20 protein-coding genes and 1 tRNA gene are annotated in these 18,827 nt (G+C 40.5%); 11 read left to right on the top strand and 10 right to left on the bottom strand.

Annotated elements, in window-relative coordinates:
- Nucleotides 1-2: 2 nt before the first annotated feature.
- Both B2107_RS12525 and B2107_RS12520 read right to left on the bottom strand, forming a co-directional pair.
- Nucleotides 3-1,466 (bottom strand): hypothetical protein, encoded by a 1,464-nt coding sequence (locus B2107_RS12525; protein ID WP_293955974.1) that lies wholly within the window; start codon nucleotides 1,464-1,466, stop codon nucleotides 3-5.
- A 622-nt stretch (nucleotides 1,467-2,088) separates the two neighbouring features.
- Nucleotides 2,089-2,784 carry a hypothetical protein gene (locus B2107_RS12520; RefSeq protein ID WP_293955973.1) on the bottom strand — a complete coding sequence of 232 codons (696 nt, stop codon included), beginning with the start codon at nucleotides 2,782-2,784 and terminating at the stop codon, nucleotides 2,089-2,091.
- A gap of 121 nt (nucleotides 2,785-2,905) precedes the next feature.
- Here B2107_RS12520 and B2107_RS12515 point away from each other — a divergent pair, with 121 nt between their 5' ends.
- The 5 genes from B2107_RS12515 (at nucleotide 2,906) to B2107_RS12495 (ending at nucleotide 5,911) form a co-directional block, all read left to right on the top strand.
- Nucleotides 2,906-3,652 (top strand): hypothetical protein, encoded by a 747-nt coding sequence (locus tag B2107_RS12515; RefSeq protein ID WP_293955972.1) that lies wholly within the window; start codon nucleotides 2,906-2,908, stop codon nucleotides 3,650-3,652.
- A 140-nt stretch (nucleotides 3,653-3,792) separates the two neighbouring features.
- Entirely contained in the window at nucleotides 3,793-4,071 is a 279-nt protein-coding gene (locus tag B2107_RS12510; RefSeq protein ID WP_293955971.1) for a helix-turn-helix domain-containing protein, read from the top strand.
- Nucleotides 4,058-4,381 carry a hypothetical protein gene (locus B2107_RS12505; protein ID WP_293955969.1) on the top strand — a complete coding sequence of 108 codons (324 nt, stop codon included), beginning with the start codon at nucleotides 4,058-4,060 and terminating at the stop codon, nucleotides 4,379-4,381. Before B2107_RS12510 ends, B2107_RS12505 begins: the two co-directional genes overlap by 14 nt.
- Nucleotides 4,374-4,928 carry a BfmA/BtgA family mobilization protein gene (locus tag B2107_RS12500; protein ID WP_293955967.1) on the top strand — a complete coding sequence of 185 codons (555 nt, stop codon included), beginning with the start codon at nucleotides 4,374-4,376 and terminating at the stop codon, nucleotides 4,926-4,928. Before B2107_RS12505 ends, B2107_RS12500 begins: the two co-directional genes overlap by 8 nt.
- A 5-nt stretch (nucleotides 4,929-4,933) precedes the next feature.
- On the top strand, nucleotides 4,934-5,911 hold the full coding sequence (locus tag B2107_RS12495) for a DUF5712 family protein (protein WP_293955966.1): 978 nt from the start codon (nucleotides 4,934-4,936) through the stop codon (nucleotides 5,909-5,911).
- A gap of 291 nt (nucleotides 5,912-6,202) precedes the next feature.
- Here B2107_RS12495 and B2107_RS12490 read toward each other — a convergent pair whose 3' ends face one another.
- Nucleotides 6,203-6,364, bottom strand: coding sequence for a hypothetical protein (locus B2107_RS12490; protein WP_293955965.1), 162 nt, complete (start codon nucleotides 6,362-6,364; stop codon nucleotides 6,203-6,205).
- Nucleotides 6,365-6,428: 64 nt separating this feature from the next.
- On the opposite strand from B2107_RS12490, the gene B2107_RS12485 reads away from it, so the two are divergent.
- A complete protein-coding gene (locus tag B2107_RS12485; protein WP_293955964.1) occupies nucleotides 6,429-6,830 on the top strand; it encodes a hypothetical protein in 402 nt (133 codons plus the stop codon).
- 161 nt (nucleotides 6,831-6,991) lie between these two features.
- Here the strand turns inward: B2107_RS12485 and B2107_RS12480 are convergent, their stop codons facing one another.
- The gene (locus tag B2107_RS12480) at nucleotides 6,992-7,363 is read right to left on the bottom strand and encodes a hypothetical protein (protein ID WP_293955963.1); all 372 of its coding nucleotides are present in this window, start codon (nucleotides 7,361-7,363) and stop codon (nucleotides 6,992-6,994) included.
- A 675-nt stretch (nucleotides 7,364-8,038) separates the two neighbouring features.
- Here B2107_RS12480 and B2107_RS12475 point away from each other — a divergent pair.
- From B2107_RS12475 to B2107_RS12465, 3 genes are read left to right on the top strand one after another with little or no spacing between them, the layout of a single operon-like run.
- Entirely contained in the window at nucleotides 8,039-8,575 is a 537-nt protein-coding gene (locus B2107_RS12475; RefSeq protein ID WP_293955961.1) for a TlpA family protein disulfide reductase, read from the top strand.
- Nucleotides 8,572-11,754 (top strand): SusC/RagA family TonB-linked outer membrane protein, encoded by a 3,183-nt coding sequence (locus B2107_RS12470; protein ID WP_293955959.1) that lies wholly within the window; start codon nucleotides 8,572-8,574, stop codon nucleotides 11,752-11,754. The genes B2107_RS12475 and B2107_RS12470 overlap by 4 nt, the downstream gene beginning before the upstream one ends.
- 1 nt (nucleotide 11,755) lies before the next feature.
- Nucleotides 11,756-13,132, top strand: coding sequence for a RagB/SusD family nutrient uptake outer membrane protein (locus B2107_RS12465; RefSeq protein WP_293955958.1), 1,377 nt, complete (start codon nucleotides 11,756-11,758; stop codon nucleotides 13,130-13,132).
- A gap of 60 nt (nucleotides 13,133-13,192) precedes the next feature.
- Here the strand turns inward: B2107_RS12465 and B2107_RS12460 are convergent, their stop codons facing one another.
- From B2107_RS12460 to B2107_RS12450, 3 genes are all read right to left on the bottom strand, one after another.
- Nucleotides 13,193-13,546: a hypothetical protein gene (locus B2107_RS12460; RefSeq protein WP_293955957.1), complete on the bottom strand. Its 354-nt coding sequence runs from the start codon at nucleotides 13,544-13,546 to the stop codon at nucleotides 13,193-13,195.
- Between the two features lie 159 nt (nucleotides 13,547-13,705).
- Complete coding sequence (locus tag B2107_RS12455) at nucleotides 13,706-13,921, bottom strand: hypothetical protein (protein WP_293955956.1); 216 nt, start codon at nucleotides 13,919-13,921, stop codon at nucleotides 13,706-13,708.
- A 208-nt stretch (nucleotides 13,922-14,129) separates the two neighbouring features.
- Nucleotides 14,130-15,086: a helix-turn-helix domain-containing protein gene (locus tag B2107_RS12450; RefSeq protein ID WP_293955955.1), complete on the bottom strand. Its 957-nt coding sequence runs from the start codon at nucleotides 15,084-15,086 to the stop codon at nucleotides 14,130-14,132.
- A 355-nt stretch (nucleotides 15,087-15,441) separates the two neighbouring features.
- Here B2107_RS12450 and B2107_RS12445 point away from each other — a divergent pair, with 355 nt between their 5' ends.
- The gene (locus B2107_RS12445) at nucleotides 15,442-15,687 is read left to right on the top strand and encodes a hypothetical protein (protein WP_293955954.1); all 246 of its coding nucleotides are present in this window, start codon (nucleotides 15,442-15,444) and stop codon (nucleotides 15,685-15,687) included.
- A gap of 217 nt (nucleotides 15,688-15,904) precedes the next feature.
- Here B2107_RS12445 and B2107_RS12440 read toward each other — a convergent pair whose 3' ends face one another.
- A complete protein-coding gene (locus B2107_RS12440) occupies nucleotides 15,905-16,237 on the bottom strand; it encodes a DNA-directed RNA polymerase subunit alpha C-terminal domain-containing protein (protein ID WP_293955953.1) in 333 nt (110 codons plus the stop codon).
- Nucleotides 16,238-16,556: 319 nt separating this feature from the next.
- On the opposite strand from B2107_RS12440, the gene B2107_RS12435 reads away from it, so the two are divergent.
- On the top strand, nucleotides 16,557-17,165 hold the full coding sequence (locus B2107_RS12435) for a hypothetical protein (RefSeq protein ID WP_293955952.1): 609 nt from the start codon (nucleotides 16,557-16,559) through the stop codon (nucleotides 17,163-17,165).
- Nucleotides 17,166-17,274: 109 nt separating this feature from the next.
- Here the strand turns inward: B2107_RS12435 and B2107_RS12430 are convergent.
- Together B2107_RS12430 and purD are read right to left on the bottom strand one after the other, a co-directional pair.
- A tRNA-Glu gene (locus B2107_RS12430) sits at nucleotides 17,275-17,346 on the bottom strand.
- Between the two features lie 86 nt (nucleotides 17,347-17,432).
- Nucleotides 17,433-18,707 (bottom strand): phosphoribosylamine--glycine ligase, encoded by a 1,275-nt coding sequence (purD, locus tag B2107_RS12425; protein ID WP_293955951.1) that lies wholly within the window; start codon nucleotides 18,705-18,707, stop codon nucleotides 17,433-17,435.
- Between the last annotated feature and the right edge of the window lie 120 nt (nucleotides 18,708-18,827).

Below are 18,827 nucleotides of genomic sequence, written 5' to 3'. Positions count from 1 at the left end.
TGTTAGATAGTATAAGCAGAGGTTGATTTCCTTGTTAGTGTTTCATAGAATAAAAAGAAGACTATCTTCTCATTTTCTTTTATAAAACGTAAAGAAAAAATTCTATCTATAAATTGCAGCAGAAAAATATCGTCAATTTTCAAGATTGCTTCTAATTGACCCTCAGAAAAGAGTTTTTTTCGATCTCGGTTATGCAGTACTTTTAAATCATATTTTCTTAAATAATTTTCTATATGATTTCGCAGATCTAATTCTATTTGCTTTTTTTTCACATTTAAAGCTAAGGGATCTCCCGAAAGCTCTAATTCAAGACGTTTATTTATTAAAAAGTCTTGAATTTTAACGCTTAGGTGTTCAAAATTCTCCAAAAAATCGCAGATCAACAGAATATGCTCCTCGCAATACACCTCAGTTAGATGGATCACTTCATGTTGAAAGGTTTCAAATACTTTTTCAAAGATTTCTAAATTGCCTCGCCCACCTGATTTAATTACATTTTTAGCCAAAAGTGGGTTGTAGGGAAAATAGACTTTATATTGATGAAATTGTTTTAAAATACCAGCTCGGATTGAATTGATATCAGCTTCTTTTAGACCGCTTACGACGAAATATGTGCCTTCATTTTCGATATAATTAATCCCAATATTATAAAAATAGATTTTGTCAGGTCTGTATTTTTGTACTAGTACCCAATATAATTCTACAGCCTGATTAAAATCATGAAAATTCTCTATAAAAAGTGTTATTGTTTCACCTAGAAAGTATATTGATTCTATATTTTCGTTACTATATGAATTTACTATTGGTATACCAAAAATATTTAAAACATTGCCAAATTCATTAATATTTGATTCGGTTAAGGGACCTATTATTTTCTCTGTATAGTCATTTAATATTTTGCAGTGAAAAGGATGAAATTTCTCGAGGTACCTTACAAGGTGCTTTCCGTCTTTCAAATGAAGTTTACCATCATTTAATGCCATGAACTTCATTAAATTCGAAATTAATTCGTTAAGAATAATATATTTTTCAAATTTTGATCTATGTTCGTTTTCTAACCCAATGCGCAGGTCTTGTATTTTGTTTATACAATTTAACGTCTCTTTTCTGATCAACTGATCTCGTTCCGGATAATGGTTCTTTATTAAATTTTTAGAAATGGTTAACATTCGATTACTGTCTTTAACAATATAGCCCGATTCAAATATGTTTCTCAATATCCCGTCTTCATAGTCCTCCGAAAGAATACTAATTAATTGGTAGTATGGTAGTTTAATAACACTTACATACTTCTCTCTATAGAATATAGTCTGCCTTGAAACATATTGAATATTTTCATCTATTAGTAACAGATCTAAATCATTTGAGATACCTTTATGTTTAAGCGAACTACCAAAAAATAACACTGAGTTAACAAGAGGAAAATATATTTCGCAAAAACTTTCTATAAAACAGATTTTATTCATTTGAAATATAAAATTTGTTCTCCCTTAAATCAATACTATTCCTAATAAATCGGTAATTTCATCCATAATTGAATCACCACTACAAACAAAAAAATCAAATTAGCTATTTTTAGCTTTTAATAATATTTCGCGAAGTTAAAAAAATTAATAGAATAAACACATTAAAAGGCGTATATATAGTTTTGTAAACCAAAATTTTCTGTACAACACATTTTTAAGTTTGGGGTAGACAGCGCTGTATAAGCTTCTCAAATTCCTGTTTACTAAGATTTAGATTGTGGATATTCTTCTGAACCTGGTTTAATCTCTTCAGTCTAAATTTTTCCTGTAAAGTAAGAACCGTATTAGACCATCTGTAAACCTATGCCAGGACAAGACATCGGAGCAAGCAGAAGTTGGGCAGAGCCCTACTTTTCTTGCCCCATGTCCTGCAAATGGGGTTTAGAGTATCCTCCGGGGATACTCTCTTCGCTTAATGATAGCATTAAGTCTCTTTTTAGTATACCGGACAGTATACTTAGAATGATTGTATACGCTAGGCAAACAAATCCATAGGCTATATATCCAATGTGCTAGCAATATAGATAAATATATATCTGGCTATCTGAATATAAGCAGTCTTTTAGCAATAACTGATATAGCTTTTTCCTTTCATCTCCTCAAACGTGAAAACTTTGAACACAATCCTTGACAGGTATTCCATAACCGGTTTGGTTGAGTTGTTAGGTTCCAATTCCAGAGACAACAACGTTTCTTTTGAGTCCCATTGGAAACCCACTTTCTCTAGTAGATCTATCTGATAATCCCAGATCGCAGATTTGCTTCTTAGAGTTTTTATTTTAGGAATACGTAGCATTAACTTTCTCCCTCTGGTAATTATGATCCCAAGATCATGTTCACTATTGAGCATCAGTACGACTTTGCGAACTTCCTTTCGCGTCAATTTTTCCAGTATTTCCTCCAAAGTCTTTGAAAATGGAGATTCTGGGACAGTAAGGTTGTTCAGCCACTTCAATTTTTCTTCAGCGTCTCTTATCCACCGTCCGTAAAGCTCCCTTAAATCTTTTTGGCCCGGCAATGAGCGATTCTTTTTATAATGGGCAATCTGTCTAATCAGGATCTGTTTATCGCCATAGTTGGGATCAAGAATTGTCTGCAATATCTGTAACTCCCTATTGACCTGCCCCAGCCTCTGTGCATAATGATCTGCTATCATATAATCCCAATCGTTAAGGCAGGTAGAAATAAACTTTTTTAGGTCCTTAGCCTCCTTCTGGTACAGTCCGATCAAAGTTTTCAATCTATCTAAATCATGCATAATATTGGAAGTTTACCAAATTTAATCATTGTTCACTATTAGTTGAGTAACCTCAAATAATAATATTCATATCCAAAAAATTGATTCACATCCATTGTGATGATTTTATTAAATTCGTTATATGACAGCAACTTACTTTAAAGCAAGAAAAGCATTTGACTTAAATCCGCACGCTTTTGAACTAGGAAACATTTTGGGCCTCAAAATAGGGTATGAAGACAATCATTTTCTTTTGAAGGTCTATGATCTGGAAGAGAATGTATTTCAAGATTATTATCAGTACCATCTGGATTATTACCTTTCCGGCGGAAACCGCTCGGAAAAAGATTTCTTTTCCCATGTGTGGCATATTGTTTCCGATAGGATTGATTATTTTAAGGGACAGGATCCATTCTCCTCAAAGCATTCCCTCCATATTTCTAACATCAGAAAACTGAATGAATTTTTGGATTTTCTCGCTCCACGAGACAAATGGAACATAAGGCCAAATGATCTGCTGATTAAGGAAAAGGATGAACAGATCTCGGGATTGCAGTCAGAACTCGAAATTCTGAGAAACAAACTGGCCGATCTTGAAAAATACGAGGTATCCGTCAAACCGATGGTACAGGACGAGCATCTTTCCACTTTTATCGACCTGCTCCAACAGATGAAAAACCTGACGCTTCCCAGTGGGAGAAAGTTACTGGTTAGCGACCACGAAAGCCCTTATTACAAAATGATATCGAAATATTTCGTCTACAATGGCAGGGATATACCGGTCAATACCGTCCGGAATTATTTTGTACAGAAAGATCCAAAAGATTCCATGAAAGGCGTCAAAATCCCCGATGACAAAAAACCGTTCCAGATAATCCCCATCAAATAGGCATAATAGCTATCCTGTTCGAATGTTGAACATGACCAACGGAGTCCAATGGTCATCCATATTGCTCCTTCGGCATCCAATTTTGTGCTAGCAGCAAGGCAGAGAAGCCACGCCCATATTATTCACAAAATTGGTATGCTATGGTATTTAACATCCTGACAAAAGAAGACTTACAGCAGTTCAAAAAAGAACTGTTAGAAGAGATCACACAAGTCCTACAACGAGAAAACTCGGGGAACAGCGGAGACAAGGAATGGCTCCGAAGCAGGGAAGTCAGAAAGAAATTGGACATTTCTCCCGGAACCTTGCAGAACTTGCGGGTAACAGGCATCCTCTCCTTTAAAAAGATCGGGGGCAGTATGTACTATCGCAGCAGCGATGTCGATAAAATGATGGAAGGCGGTAATGGCAATGGATAACAGTATGCAGGATCATTACTTCAGCTCATATTTGGAACAAACTGCGAAAGATAGCAGATTGCTTCCATCGCATATCGGACTGCTCCTGGCAATGTTCTATTATCACCAGAAAGAACGTCCCTGGGATTTCTTTCATTCCAGCCGTAAAAAGCTGATGCATTTTTCCCATATAAAGTCCATTGCGACCTATCATAAATGCCTTTCCGATCTCATCCTTTATGGATATGTGGATTACATTCCTTCCTGGCATCCGACAAAGGACAGCAGGTTCCGGTTTATCATCGACAATAATTCCGATCGTAATGGCTAAACAGGATGAAAACACACGGTCAGTCCGCTTCCCGGTAGAAGTGGATAGCCGTCTGGCACTGCTCTCCCGTAAACTGGGCAGGACCAAGCGGCAATTGGTAATGGAGATGGTCGATTATTTTTACAGGAGCAAGAAAGATCCTGCTGACCAGAATGATGAGGTGCTGAAAAAAGAACTCTCCAGCGGGGTAAGCCGTATACTTTCCTTTATCCGAAAACAGGAGACCGACCTATTGGTTCCCCTGTATTCCATGCTGGACGAACTTGGCGCTGTCACCAAACAGCAATCCAGTTTAATTGATCTGATTTCCGATGAACAGCAGCAGGCATCTGAATTTCTGAAAGCGAATACGGAATATCTCGGGAGTCTGGATAAAGCCCTTAAAAAGATATTTCTGGGCATTACACAGAGGCAGGAATTAAAAGATGGTTTCAGAAGGATCCTGGAACATTATATTGTCCAGCGGGAAACACTGGGCCGGCCAGTATCTGCCGCAAAAAAAGAGGAACTGGCAAGACAGGTCAGGGAAGCACTGGATAAGCTTTAGCCGCTATGTATATCAATATCACGGATTCCGAAACAGGAAACAACAAAGGTAGTTTTAGCGATCTTGTTGCCTATCTGGAAAAAGAAAACCGCCTAGCCGTTAATAAAAAACAGGAATGCTGGTTCAATGGTGGACGGAGCGATATTAAACCCCATGAAGTGCGCATCGGGATTGATGGCAATATTGCCAAACTGGGCAGGGAGGACAGTAAGTTCTTCCTGCTCAATATCAGTCCCAGCAGAAAAGAGATTGATTTCTTGCTCGCTACTTATGGTGAGGACGGTGCAAAAGAAAAATTAAAGGAATATGCGGCACGGATCATGGATGAATATGCCCGCAATTTTAAACGCCCCGGAATAGAAAACAATAAAGACTTGTTATGGTTCGCCAAACTGGAAAACTACCGCTACTATAGCCACAAGGACAAGGAGACCAAGAATGGTACGAGAAAAGTGGGGCAGCGCAAGGAAGGCCCACAGATGCACATTCAGGTCATTGTAAGCCGAAAGGACATTACTAACCGTATCAAACTGAGCCCTCAGAACAAATCACGGGGGAAGAATGTGGAACATTCCAAAAAGCTCGGGGAGTTTGACCAGATGGCCTTTAAGCAGTGCGGTGAAACTGTCTTTGACAGGATGTTTGGTTCTGATAGAGAACTGAAAGAAACTTTGCAATATGCGAATATCATGAAAAATGGTAATGCGGAACAGAAGGCACGGCTTCATACCTTTGACAGGCTTCTGGAAAGAGGGACTATCCCAAAAATGGAAGATGGCTGGACAGATAGGCTGCTTTCTAACTCTGCTCAGGACAGGTCTACCATACTTGGCGATATATTTTCCTCATTTGTCAAAAATGGTCCGGGACTTTTGGATGTGCTTCTTGGTCCCGTTCAGGAATTTGGCGGACAGAGTACGGTCACTGATGAAGAAGAAAGAAAAAGGAAGCGCAAAAAGAAAAAACGGGGACAGCGGAGATAAAAGACTCTTCTCCTTAATTCTGATTGAAGTGACGTTGTATAATAATCGGGCGGATGTAAAGAAAATCATCCGCAGAATCACTGATCTTGCTTTCCCGAACCGATACATCTAATTTTCTCAGTAAATGTAGATAGATATATGGTTTACTGAATATAAACAGAAACTTATATACAGTAATAGATATAAACACATATCTACTGTTACATATTACCGGAGATATGGATATCCATCGTTACCGCTTATGCAAATTTACCCACGATGGCACAAAGGTCAAGGGTATACTAAACGCCCCTACGCACGCATCCCTCGCTGGCGCCCTTGACCCAATTGTGCCGTCTTGCCTTTTGGCCGCTTAAGTGGTGACAATGGGATGGTATGTTCCAATTTTAATGCGCTTATAATGGGAGCTTTTGTAACTTCTATTTTAGCTGTGACATATATCGGTAATTGCATTATAGCATAGTGTAAAAAAATCGTTCTTTTGATATATCAATATTAAATAACCTAAACGTTAGTTATGAAAGAAATTTACAAAGTCTTAATTCCAGCCATAGTTGTTCTTGTTCTGAACTCATGCAAAAAAGATGAGAAGATCGCCATTGATAACCTTATCGGCAAATGGACAGTTGCAAATGATAATCCTACTTTTGTCTACGATGGTTTCGTTACGTACAAATTCAACTCGGACATGACCTGTGTCAAAAACATCTACAATGCGCTTGAACATCGGGATACTGCAATCTACAGAACCTATGTATTGAGCAATGATAAGACTTTAGTGACACTTTATGATAAAAATAAAATCTATACGGAACAGTATCGCATAAAAAAATTGAACAGCAAGGAAATGATTTGGGAGAACGCTTCTCCAAAAGATGGCAATGCGGATAAAAGATTGGTTCGATCTACCGACCAATAAATTTAGGAATGCTTATACATTAAATCTAAATTAACATTACGTCTATACTGATCCCGTATATAGGGAGTTTAGCTTTTTAAAATAAGTAGTGTTAAATAACAAACAAAGCCACCTTTTAGGTGGCTTTTATAAATCTATTTGATAAGGACCAGAACTAAATATTATTTTTGTCTCAACAGCTTTTCTTCCAATTCCGCAATATGTTTAAATTGCAATTCGGTAATTTGATCATTCTTCAAAACAAGATTCTTTAAAAGCATATTCTCGCTATCTAAATGTTCAACTTTTGATTTTAGCGGCGCCAACTCCTCTTCCTTATACTTTGTCATCGATTCATTTTCATACACATGTTTAAAGAAATCATAATCGAGAACTTCAGTGAGTTTTATTAACAAATCTGTATCGATGCCACTTCTTTTATACATGCTTGCGATTCCCGGCTTCGACATGTTCACTCTCTTCCCAAGCGCAGTTTGGGAATATCCTTTGGATTTTGCAATTTCTTCGACCTTCTTACCTAAATGAAAACTCATAAGACAAATATGGAGTACCAAGAAGGAAAAACTAAGAAGTGATCGAATGTTAATATTAACTTATCGAATGAAAATTATTTCTATCAATCAATGCTTTTTGTTATATTTGTTTCATATTCGAAAATATAGAAGTTATAAACACCTCATTTTAAACAATTTAAATGAGGCAGGCAATAACTAAAGAGTCTCGTAGTTCACAGTTTGACAGCCAGGAAGGCGAGGCAGTAAGGTTATGCCCATATCCATTAGAGTCCATATCTTTATGGCTCGAAATGGTATGGGTCTTACTGTAAGTCCATTTTCCTGGCTGTCACCAAAGAACAATGGCATGTAAGACCCAGCCATTTTTTCCGAGGCTCGCATAACCAAGACGAGCATGATTAAAAAGCAATTCCTCAAAAATATTATTACTGCCCCTGAATAGGACTGCAAGCCTTTTTGGCATCCCAGAAACCTTATACGATGGGCGCCCCGTAATAGGTTCAAATTTAAATAACACAGTTATGAACGTTATAAACCTATTTACAGATGAAGCTATTTTACAGCTACATGGAGCGCCTGTGCGTTTATATAATATACTATATATCCCTATGTCTATCTATAACGCCTGCCATATTAAGACATAAACCGGTATATGTCCGGCAGGTATTTTTATTACCGGTATTTTGTTTCATAATGTTTAGTAATGCCCGGGCACAGTCCGCTGGAGAGCGGACTGATGCGAGGGTAGACACTGAAATAAAGCTATCCATAGGTAGCGGATTACCGGAGGATTTTTGGATCAGAAAGCATCTTTTCTTTTCCGGTGGAGACACCGTGAGCAGGGATCTTTCTATGTACAAAGGGAAATTACTTATTCTTGATTTTTGGTATATAGGCTGCTCTTCCTGTCTCCTTGACCAGGCCGCAATAACAAAGGCCAAAGAGCGCTATAAAGACCGTATCCATGTCGTTATGGTAAATAATTTACCAAAGTGGAATGACATTGGTGCCTTTAGAAAATTCTACAGCGACAAAAAATATCTCCAGTTCGGGATGAAAGAGTTTGAATCGATCATTTATGATGATTATCTGTACAATCTCTTTGGCGCTTCCGCTTATCCATTATACGTCTGGATAAGCAGTTCGGGGATAGTGAAGATCATGACCAATATGAATCTGTTGGATGAAAGTTTTTCCATCCCATCAGAAGAGAGGAGAGATCACCTATGAAAAATACCTCTATCATATTGATTTTTATTTTCCTGACAAAGATAAGTCTGGGCCAACATATTGTCAAAGGGCGTGTCGTGGACCGGAACAAAATGGCTTTGCACGGTGCTACAATATCTGACAGAAATAATTTCATCTCTGTTGCGACAGATAAGGATGGGAGATTCACCTACATAAGCTCTTCGGATAGCGTTAAGCTGTCAGTACGCCTTCAGGGCTATACTCCTATAGATACCTTGTTAAAGAGCAAAATCCCCACCATAGAAATAATATTACAGCAGGAAAACCGAATGCTCGAAGAAGTGACCATCAATACGGGATATCAGAAGATTCCGAAAGAGCGTGCTACGGGCAGTTTTGTTGTCCTTGATGAAAAACTGTTGAACCGGAGGGTTTCGACCAATGTGCTGCAACAGATCGAAGGGCTTTCAAGCGGTCTGCAGTTTGACAACCGGACCGGATCTCCACAGGTGAACATACGTGGGATAAATACCTTGTCAAGCGGCCTTTCCCAGCCGCTGATCGTAGTCGACAATTTCCCCTATGAAGGCGATATTTCCAATATCAATCCTGCGGAGGTCGCATCTGTAAATATTCTCAAAGATGCTGCAGCTACTTCGATCTACGGGGCGAGGGCTGCCAACGGTGTGATCGTGATCAATCTAAAAAAGCCCGCTCAGAACGGCAGGCTGGAAGCCGCCTTTAATACCATAGTCGGGGAAAAACCGGATCTCTTCTATGCTCCCATAATGTCGAGCAGTGATTTTATTGATGTCGAACTTTTCCTTTATGATAAGGGATTCTATAAAAATGCGTTGGCAAACAGGAACAGAAAAACACTGGTTTTCTCGCCGGTAGTGAGTCTGCTCGAGCAGGTTTCTCTAGGGAAGACTGATATAAATGATGCAATGGCCCAGATAGAAAACTATAGAAACCAAGATTATCGAAAAGATCTAGGTGAAAAATTTTACCGTCCTTCTGTGACAAGCCAGTTAAACATGAACTACAGTTTTGGTGGCAAGGACAATATTTCACGCGTGGCTCTTGGTTATCAGCTGGCTTTCCCCCAGCAGGTAGGAAGCCGTAATGACAAACTAAATGTACGTTGGGAGGGTGATTTCAGGCCGACAGCTTCCTTAACGGTCCGGCCCCTGATGGCATTTACCAACAGTAATACGAAATCCAGCGCAGGCTTTGTCAATAATCCCATTGCAATCAGTGGGGGAAAGACACGGCTCTATCCTTATGCAAGACTATTTGACCAGAAGGGTTCCCCGCTATCGGTCCCCTATCAATTGAACAGTACATATGTGGATACCGTGGGAAACGGACTGCTTCAGGACTGGAGTTATACACCCTATGAGGAAATAGGAGCCTCGCAAATTGATGGAGAAAGCAGGCATCTTCAACTTGGGCTGGATTTAAATTACAGACTAATTAACGGACTTCAAGTCGGTGTGCTCTATAATTATGAGAATCAGCAAGGGCTCGGGACGACCAACTATTCACAGGAGTCATATTATACCCGCAATCTGATCAACAGGTATACCAGAATAGAAAACGGTGTGCCCGCGTATGCAATACCTTTGGGAGATATCATTAAGATGAACAAGCAGTCCATGGTCAGCCACCGGCTCCGTGGCCAGCTGAATTTTGACAGGCAGTTTGGCGATCATCATGTCGCCGCAATATTGGGAGGTGAACTTTCCTCAAGATCGGATAATGGGAGATCCTGGGGATATTATGGTTATAACAGTGAAAAGCAGATTTTCCAGCTGGTGGACTACGCATCACCAAAACCGATCTATGACGGGCTTTCTGCCGATACAAGAATCCCCTCTTATGAATCAACAGATAAATTGCTGAACCGTTTTGTTTCTACCTATTTTAATGCATCATATACCTATCTAGGTAGATATACAGCGAGCTTATCTGCACGAAAAGATGCTGCAAACCTTTTTGGTGTCAACACCAATGACCGGTGGAATCCCCTGTGGTCTTCCGGATTGTCATGGATCGTGGACAGGGAGAAATTCATGGATGCCCTGAAATGGGTCGACAAGCTTAAATTTTCATTTACGTATGGTTTTGGCGGAAATTCAGGAGGTGTGGCTTCCGGACTACCGCTGATCGAATATCAGCAGCGTTCGATAACATGGACCTCAGATCTGGCCAGGGCACGGGTAACCTCCCTGCCGAACGCCGATTTGAAATGGGAGAAGGTCAGGCAGACCAATCTTGGCCTTTCGTTCTCTTTGTTCAATAATTCAATAAGTGTGGATTTTGATTATTACTGGAAGCGGTCAACAGACCTCCTTTCCCCGGATAACATTGATCCAACACACGGTTTTTTCACCATGACCAAAAATATCGGCGTACTGGGTTCCAAAGGATTTGACCTGCAGCTGGGGGGAAGGGCCGACCGGGTAAACTGGGGATGGAACGGTCAGTTGCTTGTTTCGTGGAATACCAACAGGTTAATCAGCTACTATGGCGCTCCGATGGTTTCTTCCCAATATGTGACCAATACCGGACGGTCGATGAACCCCATTCAGGATTATTCCCTCTATCCGGTATTTGCCTATAGATTTTCCCGACTGGATCCTGCAAGTGGAGATCCTATAGGCTTTCTGGATGGAGAAGAGTCGAAGTCATATGCCCAGTTATTGAATCCGCCCCTATCTGAATTCCATTATTTCGGAACAGGCCTTCCTCCATGGTACGGATCTTTTAGAAATGCATTTAGGTACAGGGATCTCGGATTATCTTTTAATCTCCAATTTAAGGCGGGACACTATTTCCAGAAAGAAACGATCATGTATACCAACCTGTTCAATTCCTGGGTATCCCATGCGGATTATGAAAGACGGTGGCAACAGCCGGGGGACGAAAAAATCACCACTGTTCCTTCCATGGTTTACCCCGCGAATTCATCAAGGGACCGCTTTTACGCCTCATCTGAGCCCAATATCCAAAAAGGGGATCTGGTGCGTTTGCAGGATATACAGCTTTCATATGCGCTGAAATTGGGGAAATCCAGTCAGAGAAAATTAAATCTCTATATGAATGTCTATAATGTTGGCCTGTTGTGGAAAGCCGCCGATACAGCCCTCGATCCCGATTATTCCTTCATGCCACCATCACGGACTTATACTGTCGGGGGCAATTTAAATTTTTGATATGAGAAAAGAAGCAACTTTAACAACAGCATATTCTTTATTGCTGATATTGATAACTTTTTCGTCATGCAACCGTTTTTTGGACGCAAAGTCCGATTACCGTTTATCAACTCCTGAAACATTGGAAGATCTTAGGGCGCTTCTAGATAATGAGGCGATAATAAACCAGAATTATCCAGGCATGACCGAGACTGGTACCGATGATTATTATATCGATGAACCTCAGCTGGCGAGTGCACCGCCTTATCTGCAGCAGGCTTACGTATGGGGAGCAGAAGTAACAGCTACGGATCTTTCGAGCTGGACGAAGCCATATGAGGCAATAATGGTATCTAATGTTGTACTGGAGAATATAGAGCGTGTTCCGCGTAATGATATGACATCTTTCCGGCACATTTTTGGAGAAGCGAGCTTTTTGAGGGGATTTTACCTGTTTTATCTCACCCAGCTATATTGCTTGCCCTACAGTGCTGATGAAAATGGAGAACTGCCGGGGCTACCCCTGAAATACTCTGCGGATATTACCGAAAAGATCCAGCGGGCCACATTGTCGGCAACTTACGATAGGCTCATTGCTGACCTGAGAAATGCCGCATACTATCTGCCCGAAAAATCAGCCTATAAGACACGGGCAACAAAAGGTGCCGCCTACGCCGCATTATCAAGGGTTTTTCTATCGATGGCCGATTATCCAAATGCGGAAAACATGGCCGATAGTGCATTGTATTTCTATAATGAGATATTGGATTACGGAACTCTGGACGCGTCGGCGACTTATCCGTTTAAGATAAACAATACCGAGATGATGTATTTGGCTGAGGCTACAACAGGATGGCAACTACTGCAGACCGATGGTACTTTTGTTGATTCGCTCTTATTCGAATCCTATGCGGACGATGATCTGCGAAAATCTATTCTATTTACAAAAAATGGATCCGGTACCGTTACCTTTAAAGGGTTTTACACCGGCGAACCCGCTGCTTTTTTTGCAGGACTTTCAGTAGGTGAACTTTATCTTACAAAAGCGGAGTGCCTTGCTAGGAGAAATAATATCACCGGGTCCCTTGTCTACCTCAACACCTTATTAAAGAACAGATGGAAAAAGGATACGTATATGGCTATTCCGGCAATGGACAGATCTGAGCTATTGACGAAAATCTTCGAGGAAAGAAGGAAGGAGCTGATATATAAAGGGGTAAGATGGATGGATATCCGAAGAAGAAATAGATTTGACCGTGCAGGGATTATATTAAAACGGAAAATTAAGAAAGAGGGACACATTATTCAGTATGAACTATTACCAAATAACGCCTTATATTGTTATCCGATACCGGAGGAAATTATAGCCATGAGCGGAATGGAGCAAAACCCGCGGTAATCAATAACGACTATGCGGCATCGCATAGTCGTTATATCTGTTCATTTGGGAGAGTTTCTATCAGTTCTTCCTAAATGCAGTCACGGTACTATTGGTCGATGGTCCTCCGGGATTTGACAGAGAGGCTTGCGCAGCATTTATCTGGTCACGAACTGTCTGGCTGCCAACAGGTGCATCCATGTCCGGATGACCGTTACCATCGTCCGGTGCCTGAACTTCACATATTTTTTGATATGGCGTAATGCATCCATCCGATGGAGGCGTGGTAACATAGAGGGATTCATCAGTGGGATCGTCACTGGATGTTCCGTTAAAATACCAGGTCTGATTCACCAGACTCTTTGGCTCTGCTTTTACTTCTTCTTTTCTTTCCATCGCTTTTACAGCCACGAAAACACCAAATAATATAACCATTAAAGCTATACAGGCACGTAGCCCGTTGTTTTTTAAAGTAACCATAAGGCAAATTATGCACTTGAAGATGAGTGCGAACTTTAGTTTATAATACTGTTATTGTTTGTGCACTCCGGTTTTGCCTCACAGTTATGCGGTTGAGGGATCCTGTTTATTGGCCTACCGGTCTCCTTGAAACCAATGGGCCGTATAAACCGTGAACAGCGCAAATTTATTGGCGTACCATATTCTCCGAACATGAACTTTGGGCGGAACCACTCCAAATATCGCAGTGGTGCGAATCCCCTGCCATATCGGTATCATACGGAACAGCTCCGCGATCCTCATTGAGCGATCTGTTGTCTTACTTCTCGCTATTATTGTAGTCCTGTTCATAGTATATCTTTTATACTTTTATTTTTGCATCTCCTGAGATATGTTCTCCTAGAAAATAGCTGGTAGAAACCTTTAATACAAAGTTCAGGCTTCGGAAATGGACAGAAAAGGAAAAAACCGACAACTTTTGGCCGATTTTTATCAAAAATGTCCGTTTATTCCCTTTTTTGGTAACAAAAGAGATACATTAGAAATGATTTAGACGAGTTTAGCGGTGTCCTTCATTTCTGTAATAGCTGCGATAGGTGCGTGAAAAGCTGCCAAGATCCGTGTAGCCGACCATGGAACATACTTCTTTTTTGGCCAGCCCCTGTTCATTGATGAGCTTCCAGGCTTTTTCCATTCGGAGCCTGACACAATAGTCATAGGGTGTTGTTCCAAATATGACCCTGAACTTTCTGCGAAAAGTTTTATCACTCATCGGTAGATCCTTTAGCTGTGACTGGATATCAATTTCTGGATCTGTAAAATTTTTCAATATATATAATCCAGCCAGATAGATCCTGTCCAGTCCGGAGATGACCAGCATTTCATGGTAGCATTTTAAGACCATCGCGATCTTTTTGCGCATTTTGAGCTTGACGATCGCGATGTTCTGATCATTGAAATCCAGTATTTCATCGAGTTCTTTTCTCAGCATTCTCCCGATCCTCAGTCTCGGCAGGATACTGAACTGCCTGTCGGAACGTGCAATTTCCCTTAACGCTTCCCATAACATCCTGTAGGGACGAACAATTCTTTCTGCCCACTGGGGATCAAAGGAAATAACCAGCACTTTCACTACAGATCCTTTCATGATATCCGCATCATATATCTCTTGTCTGCTATGTGAAGGGTAAAAGCTGCTCTCGGTGGCCGTGATAACTTCAGTACCTTCGCCAGTCAAAAATCTGAGATTTCCCTGTATCGTAAATAAAAGGAACAACCTATCCTGGTCTACCTTAAACCGAAGGCTGACAGCTTCTTCCGTACGGAGCTGGATCAGTTCAATATGGTATTTTTTTAGAAGTAGTTTCCCACGGAGAACTTCTCCCTTTGGAAAAGAATACTTTAAGGACGATGTTGCTGACCTTAAAACACTTTCGGTCCAGTCTGCCGGGCAGCTGTTCATATCAAGTACAGAAAGGGGCACACTGGGAAATATGATATCAAAATGGTCCGTCATAAACGCAAAAAAATAATTGTTTCCTGTTTTATTTGGGCTGCTTTAGGAGCGCGAAATACATTAAATGTAGGATGTTACATTTTACATTTGCAAATTTTTTCGATAAACAGACATTTAACCAATATAAGTTGCACGATTTCCTCGATATCTGACTTTTTCATACAGCCTTTCTTCTGACCTAATAACTCCCCGCTTCATTTTCAGCAGCAAATTGGCTAGCTTTAGAAAGCTGTAAGTACCAATTAGTACGATGACGTGTCATTCAAATACCTGTAAATAGGCAAATATTATGGAGGAAAGTATATAGGTTCATAACCTGAACATCCATACTATTGATAGACAAAAAGCAATTTCTATGGGGACCAATAAGAAATGTAGGGAAACCGGAAAGGTAATATTTGCTTCCTGGATTGAGGCCCGGCTTGTCATGCTCGACCTTAAATGGAACTACCTTTTCAAAAGGGACGAAACAGGCCGCCGCATCAAGCACCGGCAGGGACGACCCATACAGCGGCGGGCATATTACTGTACATATTGCAGGGGGTACGACCTGACCAAATGGGAAAAATCAAATTTTAACTCCTATACCGAGAAAAAATGAAGAAGGGATAAAGCGGAAGAAAACCAGGAAATATAGATTGTCCGCCAAAGTCGATTTTTCGCTCTGCCTGATTCAACTCTAACTAGGAAGACTGAATAATAAAACGGCCACCTTATTGGGGGCAGCCGCTTAAGGATTAGTTTATGGGGATTGTTTGAAAAACAATAATAAATTACGCATTTCAAGGGAGTTTTCAAAACCCGGAATCAACAGCTTTTTATTTTCCCAGCTCCTTAATGAACCCTACAATTTCGGAAAGGGATTTGCTTCCCAGCCCATCCATATCTGCCAGCTTCTCATACGAACAGGCCATCAGTTCAGCTACTGTCATTATCCCATGCCTTTGAAGAGCACCCACAGTCTTTGCACTGATCTCCTGCCGGAAATAGTAAAGGTCGCTTTTAAGGATCATCTCATGGATATAAATGTTGTCCCCTAAAATCCGCTGCAATTTCATGGAAAGGTTCCGAAGTGAATTGTAATCCATCTTTCGAAGGTCGACCCTTGTTTTGACTCCATCCAGATAAATGTCAATTTCATGTTCTTTCATGGTTTCAGGCTATTTCGTTATGTATTAATGGCTATCAGTTATGACCGTTGTCCTGTTCAAAAATTAACATTTAAATTAGGCCAACTTGAATAATAATTCCAAATTTATTCGACCAACTGCCATTTGACCATATCCAAGAGTATGATTTGCTCGATTAATTAAACTTTTCGGACAATCCCTTCACAATTATATCTATCAAAAGTGCCCCCCATTGATAAAATCTTCTATCCCGACTACTGCAGCCCGAAAACTAAATCTCCATAAATTTTGGACTCATTTTTAAATTATTTATTTTAGCTATTCAAACCGTAATTAGGCCATGAAGAGAAACCGATTGATCCTTTTGTTCATTTTTCCCCTATTGTTTGTTTCCTGCAAAAAGGAAAATTCCGGGCAGGACATGACTGACAGCCTGAAAGGAAAATGGAAGTTAAAAAGTTATGAAACGACCCTTTCTACCGGTGATAAGAATGGGAACAGTAATGTTCGGACAGATAACCTCCCTTACGAATATCTGAGTTTTGACGGGCGTGACAGTGCTTCACTTCGGTTAACGGTACCGTATTTTATCGGTTCAAGTAGTGGCGGAGAATGGAATGCCCCGGGCGCAGATGTAATTATTAAAGATGGGAGCATCCAGACCGGAGAACCTATTTATTACCGCAAATATTATTATCAGCTCGCAGGAAACCGTCTCTTGCTCAAGGAAGCCAGGACTTTTGACCCATCCGCATGGGTAGAGAAATGGGGAAGCCCTGCGGCAGGAATTGTCGATTCCCTCGCAGATTATTACCCAAAGCTCAGGAAAGATATAGATTGGTGGGATATATCCGTCGATGAAAATTCATTAAAATTGCAGCAGGAAATCAGCTATAGCGGCAAGGATAGCTTTCGTTCCAAGGTAATAATGGTCTTTTCAAGAGATTAGAGAAGGGCCGCTATTTCTACCCGTATACTCTGCAAGAAAAAACTGAAAAACAAAAAAGCCTGCAAATATTTAATTTGCAGGCTTTTCTATGTGTTGACTTTTAGATCTGTAGCCCGTAGGGGAATCGAACCCCTGTTTCAAGAATGAAAATCTTGCGTCCTAACCCCTAGACGAACGGGCCTTTTAGGCAACTCCAATCACATTGTTGTTTTTGGAGTTGCAAATATAGACCTTAAAATCAGTATTCCAAAATTATTTTAATATTTTTTAAATAAGATCGAAACCGATATCTCTTCTGAAGTATTTTCCTTCAAAATAGATCCTGCCCGCATCTGCAGTGGCCTGTTGAAGGGCTTCAAACAGCGTATCTTGCAATGTGGTAACAGCAATGACACGTCCGCCTGCAGTAACGATCTTGCCGTCTACTTCCTTCGTACCTGCTTGAAATACGATGGATTCTTTGACATTTTCAATATTGGTGATCTCTTTTCCAGATTCATAATCTCCGGGGTAACCACCGGCAACCAACATCACTGTCACGGCTGTTTGAGGCGATACGGTATAAGAGCGTTGATCCAAATTGCCTTGAGCAACACCTTCCAATAAATCCAACAGATCCGATTCAATTCGTGGCAATACGGATTCAGTTTCCGGATCCCCCATACGAACATTATACTCGATGACATAAGGTTCCCCTTCCACATTCATCAAACCGATAAAAATAAATCCTTTATACGGAATACCATCCTTTTTAAGTCCCTCTACTGTTGGTCTGATAATGCGCTCTTCAACTTTATTCAAAAAAGTCTCATCCGCGAAAGGAACAGGAGATATCGACCCCATGCCTCCAGTGTTTAGACCTGTATCGCCTTCCCCAATACGTTTATAATCTTTTGCAGAAGGAAGCACTTTATACGAATTGCCATCTGTCAAAACAAAAACTGACAATTCAATTCCTTTTAAAAATTCTTCAACAACCACAACCCGGCTCGCTTCCCCAAATTTAGAATCTGCAATCATCGCCTTTAACTCAGCTTGAGCATCCTCTAGGGTCTCGCAAATCAGTACCCCTTTACCCGCCGCCAAACCATCCGCCTTCAGCACAATAGGTAATTTTTGCGTTTCAAGATACGCCAGCCCTTCGTCCAAGGATGTCGCATCAAAGGACCTCGAAGCTGCTGTAGGTACACCATGGCGATCCATAAACTGCTTTGAAAAATCTTTTGAGCCTTCCAGCTGAGCACCCTCCTGTTGCGGTCCTATAACGGGGATATGCTTTAAGTCTTCCCGGTTTAAGAAGTAATCATGAATACCTTTAACCAGGGGCTCCTCCGGACCTACCAGCACCATGTGCACATTATTTTCCAGAACGAAGGTAGCAAGAGCTGCAAAGTCAGTAACCTTAATATTTACATTCTGACCATACACCCCCGTTCCTGCATTGCCTGGAGCAATAAACAATTGATCTAAACGTGGACTTTTCGACAATTTATAGGCAAAGGCCGATTCACGACCTCCTGAACCGATTATTAGGATATTCATAACACAAAGATATTTTTTTTATGCTAATTTAAGGTATCAGTTGATTTTAAATGGGACTAATATTTAATTTATAAATTGATTAAAGGAAAAATATTTTCTAATTTTCATGAAACATTAGTC

Source organism: Sphingobacterium sp. UBA7855 (assembly GCA_002500745.1).
GTDB lineage: Bacteria > Bacteroidota > Bacteroidia > Sphingobacteriales > Sphingobacteriaceae > Sphingobacterium.
Note: the sequence above shows the minus strand (reverse complement) of the source record. Positions and strands in the feature narration are given on the sequence as shown.

Excerpts from the sequence above, each read along its gene's own strand:
- B2107_RS12515 (WP_293955972.1), top strand. The coding sequence starts at position 2,906 with ATGACAGCAACTTACTTTAAAGCAAGAAAAGCATTTGACTTAAATCCG.
- B2107_RS12470 (WP_293955959.1), top strand. The coding sequence starts at position 8,572 with ATGAAAAATACCTCTATCATATTGATTTTTATTTTCCTGACAAAGATA.
- B2107_RS12520 (WP_293955973.1), bottom strand. The coding sequence starts at position 2,784 with ATGCATGATTTAGATAGATTGAAAACTTTGATCGGACTGTACCAGAAG.
- B2107_RS12450 (WP_293955955.1), bottom strand. The coding sequence starts at position 15,086 with ATGACGGACCATTTTGATATCATATTTCCCAGTGTGCCCCTTTCTGTA.
- B2107_RS12510 (WP_293955971.1), top strand. The coding sequence starts at position 3,793 with ATGGTATTTAACATCCTGACAAAAGAAGACTTACAGCAGTTCAAAAAA.
- B2107_RS12475 (WP_293955961.1), top strand. The coding sequence starts at position 8,039 with ATGTTTAGTAATGCCCGGGCACAGTCCGCTGGAGAGCGGACTGATGCG.
- B2107_RS12525 (WP_293955974.1), bottom strand. The coding sequence starts at position 1,466 with ATGAATAAAATCTGTTTTATAGAAAGTTTTTGCGAAATATATTTTCCT.
- B2107_RS12500 (WP_293955967.1), top strand. The coding sequence starts at position 4,374 with ATGGCTAAACAGGATGAAAACACACGGTCAGTCCGCTTCCCGGTAGAA.
- B2107_RS12460 (WP_293955957.1), bottom strand. The coding sequence starts at position 13,546 with ATGGTTATATTATTTGGTGTTTTCGTGGCTGTAAAAGCGATGGAAAGA.
- B2107_RS12480 (WP_293955963.1), bottom strand. The coding sequence starts at position 7,363 with ATGAGTTTTCATTTAGGTAAGAAGGTCGAAGAAATTGCAAAATCCAAA.
- B2107_RS12490 (WP_293955965.1), bottom strand. The coding sequence starts at position 6,364 with ATGCAATTACCGATATATGTCACAGCTAAAATAGAAGTTACAAAAGCT.
- B2107_RS12505 (WP_293955969.1), top strand. The coding sequence starts at position 4,058 with ATGGCAATGGATAACAGTATGCAGGATCATTACTTCAGCTCATATTTG.
- B2107_RS12435 (WP_293955952.1), top strand. The coding sequence starts at position 16,557 with ATGAAGAGAAACCGATTGATCCTTTTGTTCATTTTTCCCCTATTGTTT.
- B2107_RS12485 (WP_293955964.1), top strand. The coding sequence starts at position 6,429 with ATGAAAGAAATTTACAAAGTCTTAATTCCAGCCATAGTTGTTCTTGTT.
- B2107_RS12455 (WP_293955956.1), bottom strand. The coding sequence starts at position 13,921 with ATGAACAGGACTACAATAATAGCGAGAAGTAAGACAACAGATCGCTCA.
- B2107_RS12465 (WP_293955958.1), top strand. The coding sequence starts at position 11,756 with ATGAGAAAAGAAGCAACTTTAACAACAGCATATTCTTTATTGCTGATA.
- B2107_RS12495 (WP_293955966.1), top strand. The coding sequence starts at position 4,934 with ATGTATATCAATATCACGGATTCCGAAACAGGAAACAACAAAGGTAGT.
- B2107_RS12440 (WP_293955953.1), bottom strand. The coding sequence starts at position 16,237 with ATGAAAGAACATGAAATTGACATTTATCTGGATGGAGTCAAAACAAGG.
- purD (WP_293955951.1), bottom strand. The coding sequence starts at position 18,707 with ATGAATATCCTAATAATCGGTTCAGGAGGTCGTGAATCGGCCTTTGCC.
- B2107_RS12445 (WP_293955954.1), top strand. The coding sequence starts at position 15,442 with ATGGGGACCAATAAGAAATGTAGGGAAACCGGAAAGGTAATATTTGCT.